The following is a 23880-nucleotide window of genomic DNA, read 5'->3' as shown; positions in this document are numbered from 1 at the left end:
GGGACGGCTGCGGGCGGCGGGTCAGGCCGTCCGGAGTCCACCGAGCAGCGCGTCCAGGGCCAGGTCGAAGCGGGCCTGGTGGTCGGCGGGGGTGCCAAGGCCGCCGGCCACCGCCGCGGCCAGGGTGGGGAAGGCCGAGAGGTCGAGGTCGTCGTCCGGCTCGTCCGGGTGCCCCGGCGTGGAGGCGGCCTCGGCCAGGCAGTGCCCGATCACCAGGGTGGACAGGGCGTTCACGATCCGCAGCGCGTGGACGGGGCCGATGCCGGCCGCGCCCAGGGCGGCCGCGGTGTCCTCCACGGCCCGCAGCGCCTCGGCCGACCGCGCGGGGCGCGTGGCGACCAGCGGGATGACGCCCGGGTGGCGCAGCAGTTCGTCCCGGAAGGCCGCGGCGAACTCCCGCAGCCGGCCGGGCCACGCGTCCGCGTCCCCGGCGGCGTCCCTCTCGGCATCGAAGCGCGGCCGGACGGCGGAGACCACCTGCTCGACGAGGCCGTCGAGCAGGGCCGCCTTGTTGGGCACGTAGTGGTACAGCGTCATGGCCTCGACGCCCAGTTCCGCGCCGAGGCGGCGCATGGAGAGCTTCTCGACGCCGTCGCGGTCGACCAGGTCCAGGGCCGCGCGCAGCACCTTCTCCCGGGTCAGTCCGGCCCGCCTGGCGGTCGTGTTCATCGCTTCTCCCGGTCCCTCGCGCCCTGTGCCGCTTGACTTTCTTACAGCGTAAGGAAAGAGTACCCCGCAGCGAACTCTTACGGCGTAAGGAAAGGTCTTCCGGGCATGCGTACCGACACCCACAAGCAGCTGGTCACGGCGTTCTTCGCCGCGCTCAACGATGCCCGCACGGCGGACCTCGCCGACTTCCTCGCCCGCGACGTGGTCGACCACAACAAGATCATTCACGGCGAGCCGGACGAGCCGGGCGCGGCCTTCGCCGCCATCGAGCAGCAGCTCACCGCGCTCGCGCCGTACCACGCCCGCGTCGACGAACTCATCGCCGAGGGCGACAAGGTCGTCGCCCGCATCACCCAGAGCGGCGTCAGCTCCGGTGCCCACCCCCGGATGCCGGTGCCGACCGGTCGCCGCTTCGAGAACGAGGCGATCTTCGTCTTCACGATCCGCGACGGCCGCATCGGTGAGATCCGCGGAGTCTCCGACCGCCTGGGCCTCTTCCTCCAGCTCGGCTGGGACTGGCCCGAAGCCGCGTGACACCACGACCTCCGGAGGGGCTACGACGCCCCCGGCGCGTCGGCGACCCCCGGCGGAACGTCGTCGCGGTCGAGGACGGAACCGGCCGGGCGCCAGCACTCGTGGGAGATCTCCCGGCAGATCAGCCCGGCCCGCAGCTGGAACATGGCGAGCTTGCGCACGGAGAGCTTCGCCCCGGGCGGCTGGTCGAGGCCCGGCAGCCGACCGCTCAGGGTGACGAGGAGCAGTTGGTCGTCGAAGACCCAGTCCTCGGTGGCCTCGCGGCGCAGCGCGGTGGCGCGGTCCACGGTCAGGGACGCGAACAGCTCGCGGTAGGCGGCCTTGATGCGCTCCCTGCCGCGCAGGACCACGCCCCGGGCGGGCGCCTCCCAGACCACGTCGGGGGTGTAGAGCTCCATCGCGCGGTCGAGGTCGCGCACCTCGCGCTCCATGTGCGCGGCGACCACGGCCAGGTTGGCGGCGATGGTCCGGGCGCGGCGCTCCTCGGTGTCGCCCACGGCGGATCACGTCCTCGGGCTCGCGGGCCCCGGCCGGGTGCCGGCGCCGCCTGCGTCGTGCGCGGCTCTCATGCTGGCAGCCCGCCCGCGACGCGGGCACGGCGCGATTCGGACGGGCGTGGCGCCCAAGCGGGGACGGGCGCGGCGCCCAAACGCGGGCGGGGTCAGCCCTTGGCGCGCTGCCGGGCCGCGAAGGCGCCGGCGGTCCAGCCCACCGCGACCCACGCCGCGGCGATGGCGCAGACGCCGCTCCAGCCCCACTGGCCGAACGCCGGGCCCGCGACGGCCGACGCGCTCGCGGCGCCGATGAAGCCGCAGACGACATAGGCGGTGTTGGCCACGGCCGGCTTCGACGTGGCGCCCAGGGCGCGGGTCTGGTTGGCGACCTGACCGGCCATGAGGCCCGCGTGGATGAGCACGGCGGCCACGCACAGCGCCCACAGGCGGTCGCCGCCGAGCAGGAAGAACGGCAGGGACGCCGCCACGGACAGATAGGCGGCGGTGACGACGCGCACGGCGCCGAAGTGGTCGATGAGGCTGCCCGAGACGGGCGCGACGGCGGTGGAGACGAGACCGAAGAGGCCGAACAGGCCCGCCGTGCCGGGGGAGTAGTGGTACGCGCCGGTGGTGCTGGTGAGCAGCAGGGTGAGCGTGGTCCACAGGGCGCTCCAGGCGCCGAAGATGCCGCCCTGGCGGAGGCACGCGGCGCGCAGCCCGGGCGACGAGGCGATCAGGCGCGGCAGCCCGGCGATGGTCCGGAAGGGGTTGGTGGCGCTGCCGCGCGGGCGCCGCTCGGCGGGGAGGACGAGGGCGGTCACCAGGCCGATCGCGACGGTCAGCGCCGCGGCGCCCCAGAACACCACGCGCCAGCCGTACGCCTGGCCGACGAGCCCACCGGCCACGCGTGCGGCGACGATGCCCGTGAAGAGGCCGGCCACCACGGTCGCCACGTGCCGCCCCCGCCGGTCGGCGGGCGCCCGCTCGGCGACGAGGGGGACGAGCAGCTGGGGCACGACCGTGGCGGCGCAGGCCACGACCACGGCGGCGGCCAGCGCGGGCAGTCCGGGGGCGAGCGCGGCGGCGACCAGGGCGGCGCCGGCGACGCCGCAGAGGACGGCGACCAGGCGGCGCCGGTCGGCGGTGTCGCCGAGCGGGGCGAAGAACAGCAGGCCCAGGGCGTAGCCGAGCTGGGAGAGGGAGGCGATCCAGCCGGCGGCCGACGTCGAGGCGCCGAACTCCTGGGCGATCAGGCTCAGGAGCGGGGCCGCGAGGTAGATGTTGGCGGCGGTGACGGCCGTGCACAGGGCGATGACGCCGAGCAGCGTCCCGGGCCGGGGGCCGGTCCCGGCGCCCGCCGCCGCGGCCGGCGTCCCGGGCGTCGTTCCGTGCCCTGTCGCCGGGCCCGCCGCGTTCTCCGCCTGATGCGGACGGGTGATGGTCATGGTCGTGAGCCCCCCTTGTAACCAACTGGTTGGTTACAAAAAACCAGACCGCGCGCACGCCTGTCAACCAGTTAGTTGGTTACGCTGGGTGCATGGGAGCAGTCAGGGACCCCGAGGCCACCAAGGCGCGCATCTTCGAGGCGGCGACGGCGGAGTTCGCCGCGCACGGCATCGCCGGTGCCCGCATGGACCGCATCGCGCGCGAGGCATGCGCCAACAAACAGCTGATCTACGCGTACTTCGGCAACAAGGCGGAGCTCTTCTCCCAGGTGCTGGAGCGGCGGCTGATCGAACTCGCCGCCGCCCACCCCGTCGACGCCGAGGACGTCGACGGCTGGATCGACCGCCTCATGGCGTACCACGCCGCCAACCCGGAGCTGATCCGGCTCGTCTTCTGGGAGGGCCTGGAGTACGGCACCGGGAGCATCCCGCGCGAGGAGGAGCGCCGGCGGCACTACGCCCGCAAGGCCGCCGCCTTCACCGCGGCGCAGGAGAAGGGGATCATCGACTCCACCATCCCGGGCACCGACCTGCTCTTCATGCTGATCGCCCTCGCCTCCTGGCAGACGGTCCAGCCGCAGATGCGGCGCATCCTCGTCGGCGACACCGACGAGGACCGCGCCCGTCTGCGCGCGTCCGTACGCCTGGCGGCACGCCGCATCACGGGCACGGACCGGCCGGAAGCGACCTGACCGGCACCGGCCGGCCGACCGTGGACCGACGGCCTCCGGCCGTCAGTTCGTGCCGATCTTCGCCAGCAGGTCCACGATCCGGCCCTGCACCTCGGCGCTCGTCGACCGCTCCGCCAGGAACAGCACCGTCTCGCCCGAGGCCAGCCGCGGCAGCTGGGCCGGGTCGATGTCGGCGGAGGTGTAGACGACCAGCGGCGTACGGCTCAGCGAACCGTTGCCGCGCAGCCAGTCGACGATGCCCGCGCGCCGGCGGCGCACCTGCATCAGGTCCATGATCACGAGGTTCGGGCTGGTCTGCGCGGCGAGCGTCACGGCCTCCGAGTCCGTCGCCCCGCACACCACGTGCATGCCGTGCCGCTCCAGGGTCGCGGTCAGGGCGTTGGCGATCGGCTCGTGCTCCTCGACCAGCAGCACCCGCGGCGGGTGCATCTCGCTGTCGCGCGGCGCCAGCGCCTTCAGCAGCACGGCCGGGTCCGCGCCGTACGCGGCCTCCCGCGTCGCGTGCCCCAGGCCCGCCGCCAGCAGGACCGGCACCCCGGCCGTACCCGCCGCCTCGCGCAGCGACTGCAGCGCGGCGCGGGTGATCGGGCCCGTCAGCGGGTCGACGAACAGCGCCGAGGGGGACGCGGAGATCTGCTCGTCCACCTCCTCGCGCGACTGCACGATCACCGGCCGGTAGCCGCGCTCGGTGAGGGCCTTCTCCGTGGACTCGTCCGGCGCCGGCCAGACGAGCAGCCGCCGCGGGTTGTCGAGCGGCTCGGGCGGCAACTCGTCGTCCATCGGCGGCCGTACGGGCTCCACGACCTCGACCGCGCTGTTCGGTCCGTCGAGCGGCTCGGGCCCCTCGGCGCCCTCGTCCGGTGCCCCTATGGCGAAGGCGCGCACCTCGGGCGCCCCCAGCAACGGCTGCGGGTGCGGATGCGGGCGCGCGGCACCGGCGGCCGCGGTCTGCGCCTGGGCGGCCTGCGCCAAGGCCTGTGCCTCGCGCTCCCCCTCGGCGGGGTTGGCCAGCCTGCGCCGCCGGCCGGAGCCGGCGGTCGGCGTACCGCCCGGCGGGGTGTCGTTCGCGCCGGGCCCCTGGCCCAGCGTGCGCACGCTGATCGCGCGCGGTCCGGCGCCCGGCGCCTGACCGGCCGCGCCCGGCTCCTCGGCGAGTGCCCGGCGGGCCCGCCGCCGCCCGGTCGCCGGCGGCTGCGCCGGTTCCCCGTCGGGGGCGGGCTGGGCCTCGGCCCGGGTCCGGAGCTGGGCCTGGGCCTGAACCTGGGCACGGCTCTGTCCCGGGTCCTGCTCCTGGCTCCGTTCCTGGACGTGCGGTGCCGCACCGGCGTTGCCCGGGGCGGGCCCGGCGCCGTCCGGCGAGGCCTCGCCGGCGGGACGCGGGGCGGACGCGGTCGGGCCGTCCGGCCGGTGGTCGCGCGCGGGGTACGGGCCCGCGGGGCCCACGTCCTGGCCGGCGGGGCCACTGTGACCGACGGCCGCGTCAGGACCGTTCCCGGGACCGCCGGGGGCTCGCACCGGTGCCGGGCCCATGGCGATGGCCGGGCCGGCGGCCTCGGGCCGGGGCCCGTCCGGGCCGGCCTCGCCGCCCCGGCCGTACGCGCCACCGTCGCCGCCGGGGGCACCCGCACCGCCCTGCGGCGGAACGGCGACCGGAGCCGGGGACGGAACCGGAACCGGAATCGGAACCGGACTGGAGGGCCGGGGGTCCTGAACGGGCTGCACCGGCGGGACCGGCTGCACCGGCGGGACCGGCTGCACCGGCTGCACCGGCTGCACCGGGGGAACCGGCGGGACGGGCTGAACAGGTCGGGCGGCCGGCGGAGCCACCGGCATCGGCGGCGCCTGCGGGACCGGCGGCGCCTGCGGTACCGGCGGCGCCTGCGGTACCGGCGGCGCCTGCGGTACCGGCGGCGCCGCGGGGGCGTTCCGCGGGCCCCGCTCGCCACCGCCACCGCCGTCGTCGTCCGTCCCCGGGGCGCGGTCCGCGTCCGCCGGGGGCAGGGCGAAGGCCGTGCGCGGCACGGCCGGTTCGTCGGTCGCCTGGCCCGGGATCTGGCCCGGGATCTGGCCGGGGATCTGGTGCTCCGCCTCGGCGACGGCGCGTCGCGCGCGGCGGCCCGTCGGACGGCCGGCGGCCTCGGGGGAGCCCGCGGCGCGGTCGGCGTCGGCGGGCGGCAGGGCGAACGCGGTGCGGGCCGCCTCGGGGCCCTCGGCGGCCGCGGCCGACGCGGCCTCGCGGCGCGCCCGGCGCCCGGTCGGGGCGGTTCCGGTGGGCTGGGGCGGCACCAGGCCGGTGCCGGGGCGGCCGGCCGCGGTGTCGTCGGCGGACCCCTCATCGGCGCGCGCGGGACCCCGCCGGCGCCCGGTGGGCTGCGGTACGGGGGCGGCCGCGTCCGTACCGCCCTCCGGGCCCGGGCCGACGGGCGCGGCGGGCCCGGCCGGTTCGGCGCCGGACGGCGCGGCGGCACCCGGGGCGCCGCCCTCGGCCGGTGCCCCGGCCCGCCGGCGGCCGCCGCTCTGCGCGGGGCCCTCCGGGGCCGCCGCGTCGGGGCTGGTGCCCCGGCCGCGCTGGGTGGGCATCGGCATGACGGTCGTCAGGTTCTCGGTGTCCGGACCGCGCCGCTCCGCGGACGGCGGGACGGGCCCGGCCTCCGCCGACACCGGCACTTCGAGGACGTACGCCTGCCCGCCCGAAGCGCCCGGCACCTCGTGGGTCTGGAGCACGCCGCCGTGCCGGCGCACGATGCCGCGCACCAGGGGGCCGTGCACCGGGTCGCCGCCCGGGTAGGGGCCGCGCACCTCGATGCGGACGACCTCGCCGCGCTGCGCCGCCGCGACCACGATCGTCGAGTCGCCTATGGCCGAGGCCCTGCCGGCGGCGGAAACGGAAGCGGAAGTGGAACCCGTGGAGTCGACTCCGGCGACGTCCGCGATCAGATGCGCGAGCGCCTGGGCGAACCGCTCGGGGTCCACCTCGGCCTCGATCGCCGGGGCGTGCACGGCGAACTGCGCCCGCCCGGGGCCGATCAGCTCGACCGCGCCGTCGACACCGGCGGCCACGACCTCGTCGAGCGCGACCTTCTCGCGGGAGAGCTTGTCCTGTCCCGCGTCCAGTCGCTGATAAGCCAGCACATTGTCGACAAGGGTGGTCATCCGGGCATATCCGGCGGCCAGGTGGTGGAGGATCTGGTTGGCCTCGGGCCACAGCTGCCCGGCCGGGTCGTCCGCCAGGGTGCCCAGCTCGGCACGGAGTTGGTCCAGCGGCCCGCGCAGGGACTCGTCCAGCACGGCCACCAGCTGCGCGTGCCGCGCGGCCAGGGCGTCGTAGGGACGCCGGTCGGTGAAGGTCATCACCGCGCCCACGAGCTGGTCGCCGTCACGCACCGGGGCCGTCGTCAGGTCGACCGGTACGGCCCGGCCGTCCTTGGCCCACAGCACCTGGCCGCGCACGCGGTGCTTGCGCCCGGAGCGCAGCGTGTCGGCGATGGGCGACTCCTCGTACGGGAACGGCGTGCCGTCCGCCCGGGAGTGGTGGATGAGGGGGTGCAGCTCGCGGCCGCCGAGGTCGCTGGCGCGGTAGCCGAGGATCTGCGCGGCGGAGGGGTTGACCAGGACGACCTTGCCGGCGGTGTCCACGCCGACGACGCCCTCGGAGGCCGCGCGCAGGATCATCTCCGTCTGGCGCTGGGAGCGGGCGAGTTCGGCCTCGGTGTCCATGGTGCCGGTGAGGTCGCGCACGACGAGCATCAGCAGCTCGTCGTCGTAGGAGGCGCTCGGCTCGGCGTACGGCGTACGGCCGTCGAGATTGGCGCTGGTGACCTCGACCGGGAACTGGGTGCCGTCGGTCCGCCGGGCGATCATCCGGGTGGGCCGGGTGCGGCCGCCGTCCGGGTCGTCGCGCGGCGGGCGGAGGCCGCCCGGGATGCGCCGGGAGTCGAACTCCGGCAGCAGGTCGAGCAGGCCGCGCCCGACGAGACCGGTGCCGGGCACCTCGAAGGTCTCGAGCGCGATGTGGTTGGCGTTGACGACCGTGCCGTTGCAGTTGACGAGCAACAGCGCGTCGGGCAGGGCGTCGAGTATGGCTGCGAGGCGAGCAGCGCCTCGGGATGGCCTGCTGCTCACGACGACGCTTCCTCCCTGGTTACCGCATGGTGCCGACCGCTGGGGGCGGTTTCCTGCCGCCCCTCGGCGTGTCATCGAGGGGAAGTCTACGGGCTGGCGATGCGGGCGCCACTGCCGACGAGAGGTGTGGCGACGCCCCTCGCGGGGCCTCTCCAGGGCGTCTCGGGCAGGCCGGACATGCCCCTCGTGTCCCCCTTCGTGGCGACCTTCCGGTCAGCTCCTACCACCCACCGGGGAGGTTTTCTTCGGCAAGCCCTTCGACTGTCCGAACAGAGTGGAGAAGCGGTTCCAGCGGGCCGTCTCGCAGCCGTTCGTCCTGCTGAAGCGGGCGTCGACCGGTCGCCCGGCCCAGGTGCCGGTCACCCGGGCGCGCTCCGGGCCACCGTAGAGCTGGGTGCAGTTCGCGTCCTTCGGTACGGGCGCGAAGAGGTCCCGGCCGAAGCGCGTCTCCTTGTCGAGCTGGTCACACGCCTCCAGGGCGCGGGGGTGGGTGCCGCCGGCCGGGTGGCAGTACAGCTCGTGGGTGCCGTCCCGGTCGCCGGAGTCCGTGACGGTGATCGTGAGGTGGTCGGCGGCCCGGGACAGTCCCTCCTCGCCGCCCAGCGGCAGCGGGGCGGCGAGGGCGGCGGGCGCGGCGAGGAGCGGGGCCAGCGCTGCGGCGAGCGCGAGGCGGCGGAGCGACATACGGGGACTCCCGGGGGTGCGGCGACAGGGCTCGGGGCGCGGCCGGAAGCACGGCGGAGCCCCTCGTCCGAACTAACGCTCCGGAGCGCCCCGCGTTGCGCGCCGGGAAGGCCTTTGCCCAGGGCACCCAAAGCCCGGTACCGTAGGGTGCGATTGGTGAGCAGCCGCGAGACTGTGTCATCATCTGCACGCGACACTCGCGCTTCGCGCGGGTGTGCTGGAGGCGTCGCCTAGTCCGGTCTATGGCGCCGCACTGCTAATGCGGTTTGGGCCTTAAAGCCCATCGAGGGTTCAAATCCCTCCGCCTCCGCAGCCGAGCCCCGGTCGTCCTTGTGACGGCCGGGGCTTTCGCATGTTCGGCCTCGGTGCGGCCCAGGGATCGTCCGGCGGTCCCCGGAAGTCGCCGACGATCCCGCCGAAATGGCGTTTCCGCAGGTCAGAGTGGGTGACGGCAATGGATTTCGTCTGACGGCGAGGTTCATGTAATGTTGTTCCCGCAACGCCGACCGGCACGAAAGAGCCGGGAAGCCGAGCGCTCGTAGCTTAACGGATAGAGCACTTGACTACGGATCAAGAGGTTGCAGGTTCGAATCCTGCCGAGCGCACAGCCGAGAGTTTCGACTCTCGACCGTCGCGGGGTGGAGCAGCTCGGTAGCTCGCTGGGCTCATAACCCAGAGGTCGCAGGTTCAAATCCTGTCCCCGCTACTAAGACCACAGGCCCGGTACCCCAGGTACCGGGCCTGTGGCGTATCCGGATGTCTCCGGGGCGCGTCCCCGGCGGGGAAAAGGGGCGGGCGCGTGGACGACGACGGGGTCATACCGTTCCAGCGGGCCCTGGGCCTGCCGGGGCTGATCGACGTCCACACGCACTTCATGCCCGGCCGGGTGCTGGACAAGGTCTGGGCGTACTTCGACGCCGCCGGGCCGCTGATCGGCCGGCCCTGGCCGATCACCTACCGGCACGCGGAGCTGGAGCGGGTCGCCCTGCTGCGCGGCTTCGGGGTGCGGGCCTTCACCTCGATGATCTACCCCCACAAGCCCGGCATGGCCGCCTGGCTCAACGGCTGGGCGGCGGACTTCGCCGCCCGTACGCCCGACTGCCTCCACACCGCGACGTTCTTCCCCGAGCCGGAGGCGGCGGGCTATGTGCGCCGGGCGCTGGACGCCGGGGCGCGGATCTTCAAGGCGCACGTCCAGGTGGGCGCGTACGACCCGCAGGACCCGCTGCTGGACGGGGTGTGGGCGGCGCTGGCGGACGCCGGGACGCCGGTCGTGATCCACTGCGGTTCGGGGCCGGTGCCGGGGAAGCACACCGGGCCCGGCCCGGTGGCCGGGGTGCTCGCCCGCCACCCCCGGCTGCGGCTGGTGATCGCCCACATGGGGATGCCGGAGTACACCGACTTCCTGGACCTGGCCGAGCGGTATCCGGGCGTGCACCTGGACACGACCATGGCGTTCACGGACTTCTCCGAGCGGATCGCGCCGTTCCCGCCGGGGGAGCGCGGGCGCCTGGCGGCGCTGGGGGACCGCGTCCTCTTCGGCAGCGACTTCCCGAACATCCCGTACGGCTACGGCCACGCGCTGGAGGCGCTGACGCGGCTGGGCCAGGACGACGACTGGCTGCGGGGCGTGTGCCACGACAACGCGGCGCGGCTCTTCGGTCTCCGAGCCGGGGCGTCCGAACCGGCCTGATTCTCAGACGTTTCACAGGGAGCCGCAAGGGCACTCTCACGCGCCCCGCCCACCATCTCGGGCATGACCATCGCCGAGCTCCACGGGGCCGCCCCGCTGCCGCCCGCCACGCCGTCGTCGGCCGTACACGTCCTGGTCGTCGGTGACGAGGCCGCGCTGACCGATCTGCTCTCCCTCGCCCTGCGCTACGAGGGCTGGGACGTACGGTCGGCCGCCGACGTCACCGAAGCGGTGGGCGCCGCCCCGGACTTCCGGCCGGACGTCGTCGTCCTGGACGCGCCCGGCGCCTCCGGTGCCGACGCGGCCGGCCGGCTGCGGCAGGCACTGCCCGGGGTGCCGGTGCTCTTCCTCACCGGCGTGGACCGGGTGGCCGGGCTCGTCGCCGGCGGGGACGACTGCGTGGCCAAGCCGTTCGGCGTCGAGGAGGTCGTCGCCCGGCTGCGCGGGCTGCTGCGACGGTCGCGGGCCGCCGGGCCGCGCGCCGGTTCGGTCCTGACCGTCGGCGACCTCGTCCTCGACGAGGACAGCCGCGAGGTCTCCCGCGGCGGCGAGGACATCCGCCTGACCGCCCGCGAGTTCGAGCTGCTGCGCTTCCTGATGCGCAACCCCGGGCGGGTGCTCAGCAAGCCGCTGATCCTCGACCGGGTCTGGTCGTACGAATTCGGCGGCCGGGTCAACGTCGTGGAGCTCTACGTCTCCTACCTCCGCCGCAAGGTCGACGCCGGACGGCCGCCGATGATCCATACCCGGCGAGGGGCCGGATATCTGATCAAACCAGTGGATCTCGGCAGATAGGGGAGGAATGGAAAACCGCCTTGTACGGCGTAGAAGTTCTCTTGTACGGTGTCCAAGACATCAGACGTACACCGTACAAGGGGGACCCCATGGCATCGCCGACCACCGCATCACCGACACCCGCCGCCGCGGGCCCCGGCGGGGTCGGCGACGTCCAGCGGAACCCCACGCGCTGGATCGTCCTGGCCGTCATCTGCCTGGCCCAGCTCACCGTCCTGCTGGACAACACCGTCCTCACCGTCGCGATCCCCTCCCTCACCGAGGACCTGGGCGCCGCGACCTCCGACATCCAGTGGATGATCAACGCCTACTCGCTGGTCCAGGCCGGCCTGCTGCTCACGGCCGGCAGCGCCGCCGACCGCTACGGGCGCAAGAAGCTCCTCGCCCTGGGCCTCGCCCTCTTCGGCCTCGGCTCCCTGGGGGCCGCCCTCTCCGGGACCACCGGGCAGCTCATCGCCGCCCGCGCCGGCATGGGCATAGGCGGCGCGCTCCTGATGACGACCACCCTGGCCGTCGTCGTCCAGGTCTTCGACGAGGACGAGCGCCCCAAGGCCATCGGCCTGTGGGGAGCGGTGGGCGCGCTCGGCTTCGCCGGCGGTCCGATCGTCGGTGGCGCCCTGCTCAACCACTTCTGGTGGGGCTCGATCTTCCTGATCAACCTGCCCGTCGCCGTCCTCGGTCTGCTGGCCGTGCTGAAGTGGGTCCCGGAGTCGAAGAACCCCTCCGGCGACCGGCCCGACCTGCTCGGCGCCCTCCTCTCCACCATCGGCATGACCGGCATCGTCTTCGCGATCATCTCCGGCCCCGGGCACGGCTGGACCTCCGGCCGCGTGGTCACCTCCGCCGCCGTCGGCGTCGTCACGCTCGCCCTCTTCGCCCTGTGGGAGGTGCGCTGCCCCTACCCGATGCTCGACATGCACTTCTTCCGCAACAGCCGCTTCGTCGGCGCGGTCTCGGGCGGCATCCTCGTCGCCTTCGGCATGGGCGGCTCGTTCTTCCTGCTCGGCCAGCACCTCCAGCTCGTGCTCCACTACGACCCGCTGGAGACCGGCCTGCGCATGACGCCGCTGGCCCTGTGCATCGTCGTCCTCAACTTCACCGGCGTCGGCGCCCGGCTGCTGCCGAGGATCGGCACCCCGGCCGCCATCGCGGGCGGCATGGGCCTGCTGGCCGCCGGACTGGCGACCATCGCCACCCTCGGCGCGCACGGCTACGGCGGGGTGCTGCTCGGCCTGATCCTCATGGGCATCGGCATCGCCATCAACATGCCGGCCATGGCCAACGCCGTCATGTCCGCCATCCCGCCGGAGAAGGCCGGCATCGGCGCCGGCGTCAACGGCACGCTGACGGAGTGCGGCAACGGCCTGGGCGTGGCGGTGCTGGGCGCCGTCCTGAACTCCCGCTTCACCGCGCTGCTCCCCACCGTGGCGGCGGGCGCGGGCTCCCTGCCGGAGGCGCTGGGCCGCGCGGGGTCGGCCGCGGACCGGGAGAAGATCTCGGACGCGTTCGCCTCCGGTGTGCAGGCGAGCCAGCTGGTGGGTGCCTGCGCGGTGCTGGCCGGTGGCGTGCTGGCCGCGGTGCTGCTGTGGCGTGCCGAGCGGGCCGACAAGGCCTGACGCCGTAGGGGAACAGCCGTAGGGAAACAGCGGAACCAGCGGGGCCACCGTCGTACCGGTGGCCCCGCATAGCATCGGATACGTACGCAGACAGCGGAAAGCGAGAAGTCACGTGGCGAGCACCCCGCGGACGACCAGTGTGTGGCTGGCCCAGGAGGGCGGGGCCAGGGCCCCGAAGCGCAAGGCGGCGGAGCCGGGCGGCGGGGGGAGCCTCGACCGGGACCGGATCGTGGCCACCACCGTGCGGATGCTCGACGCCGAGGGGCTGGCGAATTTCTCGATGCGCCGCCTCGCCGCCGAGCTCGGCGTGACCGCCATGTCGGTCTACTGGTACGTCGACAACAAGGACGACCTGCTGGAGCTGGCCCTGGACCAGGCGTCCGGCGACATGCGGATCCCGGACGAGGACGCCGACTGGCGCGACCAGGTGCGGGCGCTGGCCGCGGAGTACCGCACGATGCTCACCACCCACCCCTGGGTCGCCCAGCTCGTGGGCCGGTACCTCAACGTCGGTCCGAAGGCGATGGCCTTCTCCGAGGCCGCGCTGCACCTGATGCGGCGCATCGGGGTGGACGCGTCCGGGGCGCTCAACGCCGTCTTCCAGTTCGTCTACGGCTTCGCGACGGTCGAGGCGCTCTACCAGGAGCGCTGCCGCCAGGCCGGTCTGTCCGAGGACGAGTACCTCAAGCAGGTCATGGGCGTCATCACCGAGCGGCCCGAGTTCTCGGACGTCCACAAGGAGGCCGCCGAGCTGTTGGAGGCCCGTAGCGCGGACTCCGTCGCCGTCATGCGTGAACGGGACTTCGCCTACGCGCTGGACGTGCTGATCGCCGGCGTCGAGGCGATGCGGAACCGCGCCCCGGAATCGACCTGAGGGCCCTGCCCGTAAAAGACGGAAGCGCCCCTGTAAGGCGAGGCGCCCTTGTAAGGCGAGGCGCCCTTGTAAGGCGAGGCGCCCTTGTAAGGCGAGGCGCCCCTGTAAGGCGAAGCGCTCCTGCAAGACGAAGCGCCCCGGCCACGGGCCCGCACGACCGGCCGTCCCCTGCCGTGTGGTGTGCGGGCCCGTCGCCGGGGCCATGGGCCCGGGAACCGTTCATGCCGTTCCGGTTCACGGGCTAACCGGCGGGCGGGAGGTGCATGACCCGCCCGCCGGAGCTTTCGTCGGGGTCAGCCGGCCTGCGCGGCCGGCTCGCCCTCCGTCTCCTTCGACGGCGTCGCCGCCGTCTTCGGGGCCTCGCTCGACTTCAGCGCGACCTCCTTGATGAAGAGCGTCACGATGAACGCGATCAGCGCGCACGGGGCCGCGTAGAGGAAGACGTCGCCCACACCGTGGCCGTACGCGCTCTCGACGACGGTCCGGATCGGCGCCGGCATGGCGTCGAGGTCGGGGATGCCGCCCCCGGCCGTGCCGTGGCCCATCGCGGCGGCGGCCTTCGGCCCGAGGGCCGTGATGCCGTCCTTGACGTAGTCCGGGACCCGGGTGGCCAGGACGGCGCCGAGCGCGGAGACGCCCACCGCGCCGCCGAGGGAGCGGAAGAAGGTGACGACGGAGCTGGCGGCGCCGAGGTCCTTGGGCTCGACCTGGTTCTGCGCGGCGAGCACCAGGTTCTGCATCATCATGCCGATGCCGAGACCGGTGAGCGCCATGTAGACGGCCAGCTGCCAGTACGCGGTGTCGTAGCGCATGGTGCCCAGCAGGCCGAGACCGGCGGTGAGCAGGATGCCGCCGCTGAGCAGCCAGGCCTTCCAGCGGCCGGTCTTGGTGATGATCTGACCGGAGACGGTGGAGGAGATGAAGAGGCCACCGATCATCGGGATGGTCAGCACACCGGACATGGTCGGCGACTCGCCGCGCGCCAGCTGGAAGTACTGGGAGAAGAAGACGGTGCCCGCGAACATCGCCACGCCGACGAAGAGGCTGGCGAGGGAGGAGAGGGCGATCGTCTTGTTGCGGAACAGCCGCAGCGGGATGATCGGTTCGGCGGCGCGGGCCTCGGTGAGGACGAACAGCACGCCGAGGAGGACGGAACCGCCGACCATGACCGCGGTCTGCCAGGACAGCCAGTCGTAGTCCTTGCCCTTGCCGGCCCGGGTGACCCAGATGAGCAGCAGGGTGACCGAGGCGGTGATGAAGAAGGCGCCGAGCCAGTCGACCTTCACCTTGCGCTTGACGACCGGCAGCTTGAGGGTCTTCTGGAGCACGAACAGCGCGATGATCGCGAACGGCACGCCGACGTAGAAGCACCAGCGCCAGCCGAGCCAGTCGGTGTCGGTGATGACGCCGCCGAGCAGCGGGCCGCCGACGGTGGCGACGGCGAAGGTCGCGCCGAGGTAGCCGCTGTAACGGCCGCGCTCCCGCGGAGAGATCATGGCGGCCATGATGATCTGGGCGAGGGCGGAGAGACCGCCCACACCTATGCCCTGGACGACGCGGCAGGCGATGAGCATGCCGGTGTTCTGGGACAGGCCGGCGACGACCGAGCCGGCCACGTAGACCACCAGGGCCAGCTGGACCAGCAGCTTCTTGCTGAAGAGGTCGGAGAGCTTGCCCCACAGCGGGGTGGAGGCGGTCATCGCGAGCAGCGATGCGGTGACCACCCAGGTGTAGGAGGACTGGCTGCCGTTGAGGTCGTGGATGATCTCCGGCAGGGCGTTGGAGACGATCGTGGACGACAGGATCGCCACGAACATGCCCAGCAGCAGGCCGGACAGCGCCTCCATGATCTGACGGTGCGTCATGGGCGCGCCGGAGGGCGCCCCGGCGTCGGCCTCGGCGGCGCCCCGCACACCCGCGGATGCGGACTTGGCCATGGACTTCCTTTTCTGGTGGGGGATTTCAGGATGATGTACGGGGGATCCGGCACTCGCCGAAGCTGTCGCGGAGTCGCTTCATCAGGTCGATGAGCCGGCCGACGTCGTCGTCGGACCAGTCCCGCAGGCAGTGGGCGAGCGCGTCGGTGTAGCGCTCGCCCACCCGGAGCAGCATCTCGGTGCCGCCGGGGGTCAGGCTCAGCCGCCGCGACCGCTTGTCCAGCGGGTCGGGCTGCCGGTCGATCCAGCCGCGGTCGGTGGCGTGGGCGACGTGCCGGCTGGTGACCGAGGCGTCGATGCCCATCAGTTCGCCGAGCCGGCTCATCCGCATGTCGCCGTGCTGCTTGAGCAGGGCGAGGAGCATGGCGGTGGCGGGCGGGCAGTCGTGGGGCAGGGCGCGACTCAGGCCGCGCTTGACCGCCCCGATGGCGCTGAGCTGTTTGGCCAGTTCTTCGTACTGTTCCTGTGCCGCCACGGCCTCGGCTCTCCTCGACTCCGGACGTAGGTTGCTTAGGGCAACCATAGAGACGATTGGTTGCTGAAGGCAAATGAAAATCGTACAAATCAGGTCAAGGAATCCCCAAGGGATGCCCGGCGGCCCGTAAAACGGCAGGTCAGGGCCGGTCGAGGCGGGCCGGGGTCGCCTCAGCGCCAGTCCGTGGAGACGTCGCGCGTCTCCAGCCGCAGCCCCGGCGGCACGCGCCAGGCGTCGGTGCACACCGTCCAAGCGGCGTCCGCGCTGCGCCCCGGGGCGATCGGGGTGGGGAGGGGGTGGGTGGAGGTGAACGCCCACCAGCTGGTGCCCCACGCGCCGACGACATGGGTGCCCAAGGTGACGGTGCCCGCGGTCACGGGGGAGCGGCCGGCGTTGGTGAAGGTGAGGGCGACGCGTTCGCACCAGCGGTCGTCGGCGGCCTCGTGGCGCGGGGCGCTCACCTCCAGTACGGAGGCCGGGGGCCGCGGCGCGGGGGTCGGCGGTTCCGGCGCGGGGGCCGGGGGTTCGGGCGCGAGCGTACGGGAGGGCGGCCGCGGCGGGAGGGGTGAGGGGCGCGGCGGGCGCGGGGTGTCGCCGCCGCCGCTCGGGCCGGCCGCGCCCGCGCTCGTGGCGGGGGCGGGCCGGGGGGTGCGCGCGCTGTGCGGCGTCGCGGTGTTCCCCGGTGGGGCGGAGGGGGTGGGGGATGTGGAAGGTGAGGGGGAGGGGGTGCCGTGCGGGCCCTCCAGCGGTACGAGCCGTACGCCGCCCCGGGGCGGTACCGGCCCTGGCCCGGACGCACCGCGTCCGGCGGCTTCCGTGGCGACGTGGCCGTCGCGTCCGCCGCCGCCGCACCCCGTCAGCGACGCGCTCAGGAGGAGAGCGCAGAGCGCCGTGGCGGGGGCGTGCCTCGTCCGTCGCATCGGCCCAGTGTTGCTGACGGTCCGTCAGGTGTACAGGGTTCCGGGCCGATGGGGCGGCCGGTGGGCCGGTCGCCGGTCAGTCGGCGATGAGCCCCTCGCGCAGCTGTGCCAGCGTGCGCGTGAGCAGCCGGGAGACGTGCATCTGGGAGATCCCGACCTCCTCGCCGATCTGGGACTGGGTCATGTTGGCGAAGAAGCGCAGCATGATGATCTGCCGTTCGCGCGGCGGCAGCTTGGCCAGCAGGGGCTTGAGCGACTCGCGGTACTCCACGCCCTCCAGGGCCGTGTCCTCGTAGCCCAGGCGGTCGGCCAGCGAGCCCTCGCCGCCGTCGTCCTCGGGGGAGGGGGAGTCCAGGGAGCTGGCGGTGTAGGCGTTGCCGACCGCGAGGCCGTCGACCACGTCCTCCTCGGACACGCCCAGGCACACGGCCAGTTCCGGGACGGTCGGCGAGCGGTCGAGCTTCTGGGCGAGCTCGTCGCTGGCCTTGGTGAGGGCCAGCCGCAGCTCCTGCAGCCGGCGCGGCACCCGCACGGACCAGCTGGTGTCCCGGAAGAAGCGTTTGATCTCGCCCACGACGGTCGGCATGGCGAACGTCGGGAATTCGACCCCGCGTTCGCAGTCGAACCGGTCGATCGCCTTGATCAGGCCGATGGTGCCGACCTGGACGATGTCCTCCATGGGTTCGTTGCGGCTGCGGAAGCGGGCCGCGGCGTAGCGCACGAGGGGGAGGTTGAGCTCGATGAGGGTGTCGCGGACGTACGTACGCTCGGCGCTGTCCCGCTCGAGCGTGGCCAGCCGCAGGAAGAGGGAGCGGGAGAGGGTGCGGGTGTCGATGGCTTCGCAGTCGTCGAGCACGGCGTGCGGTGCGTCGTTGGCGAGCACCTTCGCGCTGCCCAGGTCTACGGACATGCCACCCCCTTGAGGTCGCGGACGGGTCACAGCAACCCCCTCGTGCGGGGGTTCAGCCTCCACCTGAATACCGGAGGCTGCGCTGTGGCAAACGCAGTTCCAGCAGAATGTCACATGTCGGCAACACGCTGTAGCGTCAAGTCGACTTATCTTCCCCATGGCAGTGGGGGAGGGGTCACCCGCAGGAGTTAGGCGTCGATTCGATTTGCGGAGCGCAGCCGGGCGAAGCTCCGTGAGAGTAGCCGGGACACATGCATCTGCGACACCCCCAGCTCCGCGCTGATCTGCGACTGCGTCAGATTGCTGTAGTAGCGCAGCAACAGGATGCGCTGTTCGCGCTCCGGCAGCTGTACGAGCAGATGGCGTACGAGGTCACGGTGCTCGACGCCCGCCAGCGCGGGGTCCTCGTAGCCCAGCCGGTCCAGGAGTCCGGGCAGGCCGTCGCCCTCCTGGGCGGCCTCCAGCGAGGTGGCGTGGTAGGAGCGGCCGGCCTCGATGCAGGCCAGCACCTCCTCCTCGGCGATCTTCAGCCGGTCGGCGATCTCGGCGGTGGTCGGGGACCGGCCGTGGAGCACGGTCAGGTCCTCGGTCGCGCCGTTGACCTGCACCCACAGCTCGTGGAGGCGGCGCGGGACGTGCACGGTGCGGACGTTGTCGCGGAAGTAGCGCTTGATCTCCCCGACGACCGTCGGCATGGCGAAGGTGGGGAACTGCACGCCCCGGTCGGGGTCGAAGCGGTCGATGGCGTTGATGAGGCCGATGGTGCCGACCTGGACCACGTCCTCCATCGGCTCGTTGCGGCTGCGAAAACGCGCCGCGGCGTACCGCACGAGGGGAAGGTTGGCTTCGATCAGGGCGGCGCGCACGCGGGCGTGCTCGGGCGTGCCCGGTTCGAGCGCGGCGAACTCCTTGAAGAGCACCTGGGTCAGGGCCCGGGCGTCGGCTCCCCGGTTCTCCCGGGCGCGCGCGGCGGCCTCGGCGAGGTCCCCGGCTCCGGGGTCCTCGGCGTCGTCGGCCCGGCGGGGCTCGTCGGCCGGGCCGGACGACGACCCGGCGGTCGGGACGGACGCCGGGACGGCGGTCGGGTCGTCGCTCCGGAGGGGGGCTTCGGGCGCTGTACGGGCCGGCACGGTCACCACCCCTTTTCGGTCAACTCATCCGGCAAAAGCGGTCATAGCATCACAAGACATGTGCACTGTGTGCAAGCACCGTATAACGCCGTGTTGACGTAAAAAGGAACCCCCCACCGCGAGGGTGAGGGGCGGTTCCACCGGGCCGTACGGCGCCGGGCGGGAGGTGGTCGCCGGGTTCCCCGGCGGCGCGTCAGAACGGGTAGTCGGCGATCACCCAGGTGGCGAATTCGCGCCACTGGGCGACGCCCGCCTGGTGGTCCGGGTGGTCGAGGTAGCGCTGCAGCGCGTCGGTGTCCTCGACGGCGGAGTTGATGGCGTAGTCGTAGGCGATCGGCCGGTCGGAGATGTTCCAGCCGCACTCCCAGGCGCGCAGCTCGGGGATCTGGTCGCCGAGCGCCTCGAACGCGCGCACGCCGGCGGCGACGCGCGGGTCGTCGCGGTCGACGCCCTCGTTGAGCTTGAACAGGACGAGGTGGCGGATCACAGGCTGCCCTCTTCGCTTCGTCGCGCCGACCCGCCGCGGGGCCGGCGGGTCCGGTCCGTCAGCTGATCAGCTGGGTCATGAACTCGCCGATGTTCTTGGCGGCGTCCGAGATCCCTTCGAACCCTATCTGCACCAGCTCGGCCGCCCGGGCGGGGGAGTGGATGATCGTGTAGGCCACGAAGATGCCGACCGCCCAGAGCGCCACCTTCTTCGTCTGCACCATGACGCGCTGCCTCCCCTGCTGTCCCGTGCGCGATCGCGAGAGTCTATCCGTGCATGCGTACGAACGGATGGATGTCCGAAAGGCGTGGGCGCGTCGCCTGGACGACGGCATGCGGAACAGCGTGCGGAACGGCGTGTGGAACAGCGTGTGGAACTCTTCACACCCTTCACGCGGACTTTAAGGACCTTCGGCCCTGTGATGGGGGTCGTTCGCCGGTCCGCGGCGCCGGCGCCGGGGCGGAGGATGGGGATGTGCCCGCGGATCTGGCAGGAATCCCGCGGGCCCGGGATACGGAACCTCACTGCGGGGTCCGGGCCGTGCTTCCCCCCGACCGCGGCCCGGACTTGAGTCCGTGTCCTCGCCGGGGGAGGCGGTTGTCCCCCCGATGCCGCCTCCCCCGTCCTGCGCAAGCCGGAAGCCCCGGCTCCGGACCAACGCGCACAGGTCCGGGGCCGGGGCTTTTCGTGTCATCACGGGTGCGTGTCGGAGGTGATATCGGACCCCCGCCGGGGCACCAGAAAGGCACACGATATGCCCGATGAGGGAGGGCGGTGAGGTTCGCCATGGGCGTGTACGAGCTCGCCTTCACCATGCGGGAGCGCGTGGCCGGGGGCGCCGTGGTCGTCGAACTGATCGGCGAGATCGACATCTTGGCGGAACACACGCTGGGGCCACGGATCGAGACACTGGCGGGGCGGTGCCGGGGGGATCTCGTCATCGACCTGCGCGGAGTGACCTTCTTCGACGCCAGCGGGGTACGGCTGCTGCTGCGCGCCCGCGGCCGGGCCGCCCTGGGCGGGGCGCGGCTGCGGATCGTGCGCGGCGGGGCGATGACCTCGAAGGTCATCCGGATCGCGGGCGTCGAACCGGCGTTCACCTGGATCGACGCGTTCCCGCCGGCGGCGGTGGGCAGCGTGCCGGCCTGACCGCCGGGCCCGGAGCGCGGTCGCGGCCTCCGCTCACGGCCCGTCAGGAGCGCCGGGCCCCGGGCCGGTCCGGGAACTCCTCGTCCAGCAGGGCCCGTACGGCCTCCGCCTCGGCCGCGCCGCGCCGGGACAGCACGTCGTGGGCCTCCTCCAGGCAGCCCAGCGCGAGGCGCGGTTCGCCGAGGGCCGGCAGGGCGCGGCCGCGCGCGGCCAGCGCCAGGCCCCGGCAGTACGGGTCGCCGAGCCCGGCCTCCGCCTCCAGGGCCCGGTCGGCCGCGGTCACGGCCTCGCGGTGCTGGCGCTGGTCCAGCCGGCACCGCGCCAGGTGCGCCCACAGCAGGGCCGTCCGGCGGGGGTCGGTCTCCAGGCGCAGGGCCTCGCGCAGCCGGTCGGTGGCCGTCGCCGCGCGGTCCGCCGCCAGCAGGGTGCGCGCCGCCTCGGCCAGGACGCGGGGCAGTGCCGCGGCGTGCTCCTCGGCGCGGGCCTCCTCGGTCGCCCCGGCGGCCGCCGCCAGCGCCTCCTCGGCCCGGCCCAGTCCGATGTACGCGCGTGCCGCGTGGGCGCGCGCTTCCAGCGCGTCGGTCGTGGCGCCCTCCTCGCGCAGGTGTTCCTCCGCCAGGAGGAGCGGGGGCAGCGCGTCGCCGGGCCGGCCCAGGGCCAGCAGGACCACGCCGAGTTCGGCGGAGGCGAGGGTGAGCGTGAGCGGGTCGCCGGCCGTCTCGGCCAGCCGCAGGCAGGCCCGCAGGTCGCGTTCGGACCGCTCGTAGGTGTCGGGGCCGAAGCCGGGCGCGGCCAGGACGCGCAGGGCGCGCGCGGCGCTCGCTTCGTCGCCGGCCCGGTGGGCGTGTTCGAGCGCGCGGCGCGCCGGCTCGTGGAGGTCGCGCTGCCGGGCGGTGCCCGTCGTCAGCCGGTCCCAGACGGTGAGCAGGTCGGTGGCCGGGCGCGCCGCCTCGGGGATGTCGAGGCCGAGGACCTGTGCGGTGAGCGCGAGCAGGTGCGGGTGGGCCTCGTGCAGCCAGGAGCGCGCCGCCGCCGCGTCGGGCAGGGGGCGCCCGGTGGTGGTGAGGCGGTGGCGCAGGCGGCGCGGCACGGGGCTGTCGGGGCGTACGCGCCGGAGCGCGGTGACGGCGGTGGCGAGGTGGTGGTCGAGCAGCCGGAGCAGCGCCGCGTCGCGTACGGGCGGGCTGTCGGTGCGCTCGCCCTGCCGCCGGGCGAAGGCGCGGAGCGGGCCGGGGAGGCGGTGGCGGCCGGGGCCCGCCGGTTCCAGCAGGCCGGCGGTGGTGAGCGCGGTCAGTGCGGCCGCCGGTCCGGCCGGGTCGTCGTCGGGGACGTCGAGGAGGTCGAGGACCGCGGCGGCCTCGTCGGGCGCCAGGCCGGGGACGTCGGGGAGGGCCAGGAGCCGGAAGGCGCGGGCGGGTTCGGGGTCGAGGGCGTCGTAGGCGACGCGGAAGGCGGCCTCGGTGGCGAGGTCGCCCGGGTGGGCGTCGCCGGAGTGGAGCCCCTCCAGCCGGTCGCGTTCGTCGCGCAGCCGGGCGGCGAGGTCGGCGGGGGTCCAGAAGGGCGGGGCGGTGAGCCGGGCGCCCGCGACGCGCAGGGCGAGCGGCAGCGTGCCGCAGGCGGCCACCACGGTGCGGGCGGCCCCGGCGGCGTCCTGGCCGGGGTCGCCGGCGGTCGCGGCGAGCATCGCCAGCGCCTCCTTCTCCTCCGGCGCGGTCACCTCGACGCGCTGTCCGCCCGGCATCCCGGTGTCCGCGTCCGGGGCGCGGCTGGTGACGAGGACCGCGCAGCCGGGAGCGCCGGGGAGCAGCGGCGGCAGTTGCTCCGGGCCGGCGGCGTCGTCGAGGAGGAGCAGCGCGCGGCGTTCGGCGAGCAGGGAGCGGTAGAGCGCGGTGCGCCGGGCGGTTCCCTCGGGAAGGGCGCCGTCGGTGACGCCGAGCGCGTGGAGGAGCCCGTCGAGGGCGGCGTCGGTGCCGAGGGGCGCGGGGTCGCCGCCGCGCAGGCCGAGGACGATCAGGCCGTCGGGGTAGTGGGCGCGGACGGCGTGGGCGGCGTGGAGGGCGAGCGCGGTCTTGCCGGTGCCGGCGGGGCCGGTGAGGGTGACGGCGGGGGCGGGCCGTCCGGGGGCGGGGGTGAGGGCGTCCCGGAGGGTGGCGAGGAGTTCCTCGCGTCGGGCCATGGGGTTTTCTCCTGTGCCGTCGGTGTTCTCCCAGGCCTGGGGGGCGGGTGCGGCGGGGGGTTCGGGGGCGGCCGCCGGGGAGGGTGCGGCGGGGGTGGTGAGGGCGGGGTCGCGGGCAAGGACCTGTTCGTGCATCCGGCTGAGTTCGGGACCGGGGTCGTGGCCCCGTTCGCGTTCGAGCGCGCGCCGGGCGCCGGTGAACACGGCGAGGGCCTCGGCCTGCCGTCCGGCGCGGTGGAGGGCGTGCATGAGCAGGGCGTGGGTGCGTTCGCGCAGGGGGTGTTCGGCGGCCAGGGTGCGCAGCGCGGTGACGGCGCCCTCGTCGCGCCCCAGCGCGAAGGCGCAGGCGAAGAGGTCCTCCTGGGTCTCGATGCGCAGGTCGGCAAGGCGTGCGCGCTCGCGTTCGGCGTACGGGCCGGGCAGCGCGGCGAGCGGGGCGCCCTCCCACAGGGCGAGCGCCGCGGTCAGCTGCTCGTGCGCCCCGTTGAGGTCGCCGGCCGCCCGGGCCGCGGCGGCGGCCTCCCGGCGGCGGGCGAAGACGGCGGCGTCCACGGCCCCGGGGTCCACCCGCGCGGCGTAACCGCCGCCGGTCGAGAGGAGGAGCCCGGAGCGCTCCCCGGGCGCGCGGTCGGGTTCGAGGGTGGCGCGCAGCCTGGCGACGTAGCCGCGGAGGGTCTGCACGGCGCGCGCGGGCGGGGCGTCACCCCACACCGCGCCGACGAGCTCGGTGGTGGTGAGGGGCCGGCCGGCGCGGAGCAGCAGGACGGCGAGGAGCGCCCGCTGTTCGGGGGAGCCGAGGGGCAGCGGTCGTCCGTCCAGGTCGGCGCGCACGGGGCCGAGCACGTGGAACCGCAGGCGCTGGGTCTCCTCGACGGCGGGCACGGCGTGGGCTCCTCGCGTGGTGGTCGGAATGAGTCAGGATCAGGGGGTATTGATCTGAATTGTCCGACTAGCACAGTACTAGCGCGAACGGGCCCGGGGGGGGGGGGGGGGGGGGGGGGGGGGGGGGGGGGGGGGGGGGGGGGGGGGGGGGGGGGGGGGGGAGGGAGGAAGAGAGGCAAGAGCGCAACCGCAGCGG

Annotated in this window: 19 protein-coding genes, 3 tRNA genes and 1 pseudogene; 10 read left to right on the top strand and 13 right to left on the bottom strand. The window is 74.2% G+C overall.

Annotated features, from left to right (window positions below; genetic code table 11):
- Positions 1-21: 21 nt before the first annotated feature.
- Positions 22-669 (bottom strand): TetR/AcrR family transcriptional regulator, encoded by a 648-nt coding sequence (locus AC07BS_RS23910; protein ID WP_478934372.1) that lies wholly within the window; start codon positions 667-669, stop codon positions 22-24.
- Positions 670-774: 105 nt separating this feature from the next.
- Between AC07BS_RS23910 and AC07BS_RS23905 the strand changes: the two genes are divergently transcribed.
- Positions 775-1203: an ester cyclase gene (locus tag AC07BS_RS23905; protein WP_478645404.1), complete on the top strand. Its 429-nt coding sequence runs from the start codon at positions 775-777 to the stop codon at positions 1201-1203.
- Positions 1204-1223: 20 nt separating this feature from the next.
- On the opposite strand, the gene AC07BS_RS23900 is transcribed toward AC07BS_RS23905, so the two are convergent.
- Together AC07BS_RS23900 and AC07BS_RS23895 are read right to left on the bottom strand one after the other, a co-directional pair.
- Complete coding sequence (locus AC07BS_RS23900) at positions 1224-1700, bottom strand: nuclear transport factor 2 family protein (RefSeq protein WP_478934369.1); 477 nt, start codon at positions 1698-1700, stop codon at positions 1224-1226.
- Positions 1701-1864: 164 nt separating this feature from the next.
- Complete coding sequence (locus AC07BS_RS23895) at positions 1865-3142, bottom strand: MFS transporter (RefSeq protein ID WP_478934367.1); 1278 nt, start codon at positions 3140-3142, stop codon at positions 1865-1867.
- 92 nt (positions 3143-3234) lie between these two features.
- Here AC07BS_RS23895 and AC07BS_RS23890 point away from each other — a divergent pair, with 92 nt between their 5' ends.
- Positions 3235-3834 (top strand): TetR/AcrR family transcriptional regulator, encoded by a 600-nt coding sequence (locus AC07BS_RS23890; RefSeq protein ID WP_478645412.1) that lies wholly within the window; start codon positions 3235-3237, stop codon positions 3832-3834.
- A 42-nt stretch (positions 3835-3876) separates the two neighbouring features.
- Here AC07BS_RS23890 and AC07BS_RS23885 read toward each other — a convergent pair whose 3' ends face one another.
- Both AC07BS_RS23885 and AC07BS_RS23880 read right to left on the bottom strand, forming a co-directional pair.
- Entirely contained in the window at positions 3877-7956 is a 4080-nt protein-coding gene (locus AC07BS_RS23885; protein WP_478934365.1) for a response regulator, read from the bottom strand.
- 213 nt (positions 7957-8169) lie between these two features.
- Positions 8170-8640 (bottom strand): SSI family serine proteinase inhibitor, encoded by a 471-nt coding sequence (locus tag AC07BS_RS23880; RefSeq protein WP_478645418.1) that lies wholly within the window; start codon positions 8638-8640, stop codon positions 8170-8172.
- A gap of 219 nt (positions 8641-8859) precedes the next feature.
- Here AC07BS_RS23880 and AC07BS_RS23875 point away from each other — a divergent pair.
- The 7 genes from AC07BS_RS23875 to AC07BS_RS23845 all read left to right on the top strand — a co-directional run bounded on the left by AC07BS_RS23875 (position 8860) and on the right by AC07BS_RS23845 (position 13618).
- A tRNA-Ser gene (locus AC07BS_RS23875) sits at positions 8860-8950 on the top strand.
- Positions 8951-9172: 222 nt separating this feature from the next.
- Positions 9173-9245 (top strand) — tRNA-Arg (locus tag AC07BS_RS23870).
- 27 nt (positions 9246-9272) lie between these two features.
- A tRNA-Met gene (locus AC07BS_RS23865) sits at positions 9273-9346 on the top strand.
- A gap of 93 nt (positions 9347-9439) precedes the next feature.
- The gene (locus tag AC07BS_RS23860; protein ID WP_478934362.1) at positions 9440-10333 is read left to right on the top strand and encodes an amidohydrolase family protein; all 894 of its coding nucleotides are present in this window, start codon (positions 9440-9442) and stop codon (positions 10331-10333) included.
- Between the two features lie 63 nt (positions 10334-10396).
- Complete coding sequence (locus tag AC07BS_RS23855; protein ID WP_478934360.1) at positions 10397-11128, top strand: response regulator transcription factor; 732 nt, start codon at positions 10397-10399, stop codon at positions 11126-11128.
- An 89-nt stretch (positions 11129-11217) separates the two neighbouring features.
- On the top strand, positions 11218-12744 hold the full coding sequence (locus AC07BS_RS23850) for an MFS transporter (RefSeq protein ID WP_478934358.1): 1527 nt from the start codon (positions 11218-11220) through the stop codon (positions 12742-12744).
- A gap of 112 nt (positions 12745-12856) precedes the next feature.
- A complete protein-coding gene (locus AC07BS_RS23845) occupies positions 12857-13618 on the top strand; it encodes a TetR/AcrR family transcriptional regulator (protein WP_478645428.1) in 762 nt (253 codons plus the stop codon).
- A gap of 299 nt (positions 13619-13917) precedes the next feature.
- On the opposite strand, the pseudogene AC07BS_RS23840 reads toward AC07BS_RS23845, so the two are convergent.
- From AC07BS_RS23840 to AC07BS_RS23810, 7 genes and pseudogenes are all read right to left on the bottom strand, one after another.
- Positions 13918-15483 (bottom strand): annotated as a pseudogene (locus AC07BS_RS23840) (MDR family MFS transporter); the annotation flags it as partial.
- A 97-nt stretch (positions 15484-15580) separates the two neighbouring features.
- Complete coding sequence (locus tag AC07BS_RS23835) at positions 15581-16030, bottom strand: MarR family winged helix-turn-helix transcriptional regulator (RefSeq protein ID WP_478934356.1); 450 nt, start codon at positions 16028-16030, stop codon at positions 15581-15583.
- 170 nt (positions 16031-16200) lie between these two features.
- Positions 16201-16950: a hypothetical protein gene (locus AC07BS_RS23830; RefSeq protein ID WP_478645433.1), complete on the bottom strand. Its 750-nt coding sequence runs from the start codon at positions 16948-16950 to the stop codon at positions 16201-16203.
- Between the two features lie 76 nt (positions 16951-17026).
- Positions 17027-17860, bottom strand: a complete 834-nt coding sequence (locus AC07BS_RS23825) for an RNA polymerase sigma factor SigF (protein WP_362077087.1) — start codon at positions 17858-17860, stop codon at positions 17027-17029.
- Between the two features lie 188 nt (positions 17861-18048).
- On the bottom strand, positions 18049-18990 hold the full coding sequence (locus AC07BS_RS23820; RefSeq protein WP_478934353.1) for an RNA polymerase sigma factor SigF: 942 nt from the start codon (positions 18988-18990) through the stop codon (positions 18049-18051).
- A 193-nt stretch (positions 18991-19183) separates the two neighbouring features.
- Positions 19184-19477 carry a Dabb family protein gene (locus tag AC07BS_RS23815; RefSeq protein WP_478645439.1) on the bottom strand — a complete coding sequence of 98 codons (294 nt, stop codon included), beginning with the start codon at positions 19475-19477 and terminating at the stop codon, positions 19184-19186.
- Positions 19478-19535: 58 nt separating this feature from the next.
- Positions 19536-19700: a hypothetical protein gene (locus AC07BS_RS23810; RefSeq protein WP_478645440.1), complete on the bottom strand. Its 165-nt coding sequence runs from the start codon at positions 19698-19700 to the stop codon at positions 19536-19538.
- Between the two features lie 551 nt (positions 19701-20251).
- Here AC07BS_RS23810 and AC07BS_RS23805 point away from each other — a divergent pair.
- Positions 20252-20626, top strand: a complete 375-nt coding sequence (locus tag AC07BS_RS23805; protein ID WP_478645442.1) for an STAS domain-containing protein — start codon at positions 20252-20254, stop codon at positions 20624-20626.
- A gap of 43 nt (positions 20627-20669) precedes the next feature.
- On the opposite strand, the gene AC07BS_RS23800 is transcribed toward AC07BS_RS23805, so the two are convergent.
- Positions 20670-23684, bottom strand: a complete 3015-nt coding sequence (locus tag AC07BS_RS23800; protein WP_478934350.1) for an AfsR/SARP family transcriptional regulator — start codon at positions 23682-23684, stop codon at positions 20670-20672.
- Between the last annotated feature and the right edge of the window lie 196 nt (positions 23685-23880).

It is taken from the genome of Streptomyces sp. NPDC044063, assembly GCF_056434285.1.
Note: the sequence above shows the minus strand (reverse complement) of the source record. Positions and strands in the feature narration are given on the sequence as shown.

What these genes read in the sequence shown, in the direction of transcription:
- AC07BS_RS23910 (WP_478934372.1), bottom strand. Translation starts at nt 669, where the DNA reads ATGAACACGACCGCCAGGCGGGCCGGACTGACCCGGGAGAAGGTGCTG.
- AC07BS_RS23905 (WP_478645404.1), top strand. Translation starts at nt 775, where the DNA reads ATGCGTACCGACACCCACAAGCAGCTGGTCACGGCGTTCTTCGCCGCG.
- AC07BS_RS23895 (WP_478934367.1), bottom strand. Translation starts at nt 3,142, where the DNA reads ATGACCATCACCCGTCCGCATCAGGCGGAGAACGCGGCGGGCCCGGCG.
- AC07BS_RS23890 (WP_478645412.1), top strand. Translation starts at nt 3,235, where the DNA reads ATGGGAGCAGTCAGGGACCCCGAGGCCACCAAGGCGCGCATCTTCGAG.
- AC07BS_RS23880 (WP_478645418.1), bottom strand. Translation starts at nt 8,640, where the DNA reads ATGTCGCTCCGCCGCCTCGCGCTCGCCGCAGCGCTGGCCCCGCTCCTC.
- AC07BS_RS23855 (WP_478934360.1), top strand. Translation starts at nt 10,397, where the DNA reads ATGACCATCGCCGAGCTCCACGGGGCCGCCCCGCTGCCGCCCGCCACG.
- AC07BS_RS23850 (WP_478934358.1), top strand. Translation starts at nt 11,218, where the DNA reads ATGGCATCGCCGACCACCGCATCACCGACACCCGCCGCCGCGGGCCCC.
- AC07BS_RS23830 (WP_478645433.1), bottom strand. Translation starts at nt 16,950, where the DNA reads ATGCGACGGACGAGGCACGCCCCCGCCACGGCGCTCTGCGCTCTCCTC.
- AC07BS_RS23825 (WP_362077087.1), bottom strand. Translation starts at nt 17,860, where the DNA reads ATGTCCGTAGACCTGGGCAGCGCGAAGGTGCTCGCCAACGACGCACCG.
- AC07BS_RS23810 (WP_478645440.1), bottom strand. Translation starts at nt 19,700, where the DNA reads ATGGTGCAGACGAAGAAGGTGGCGCTCTGGGCGGTCGGCATCTTCGTG.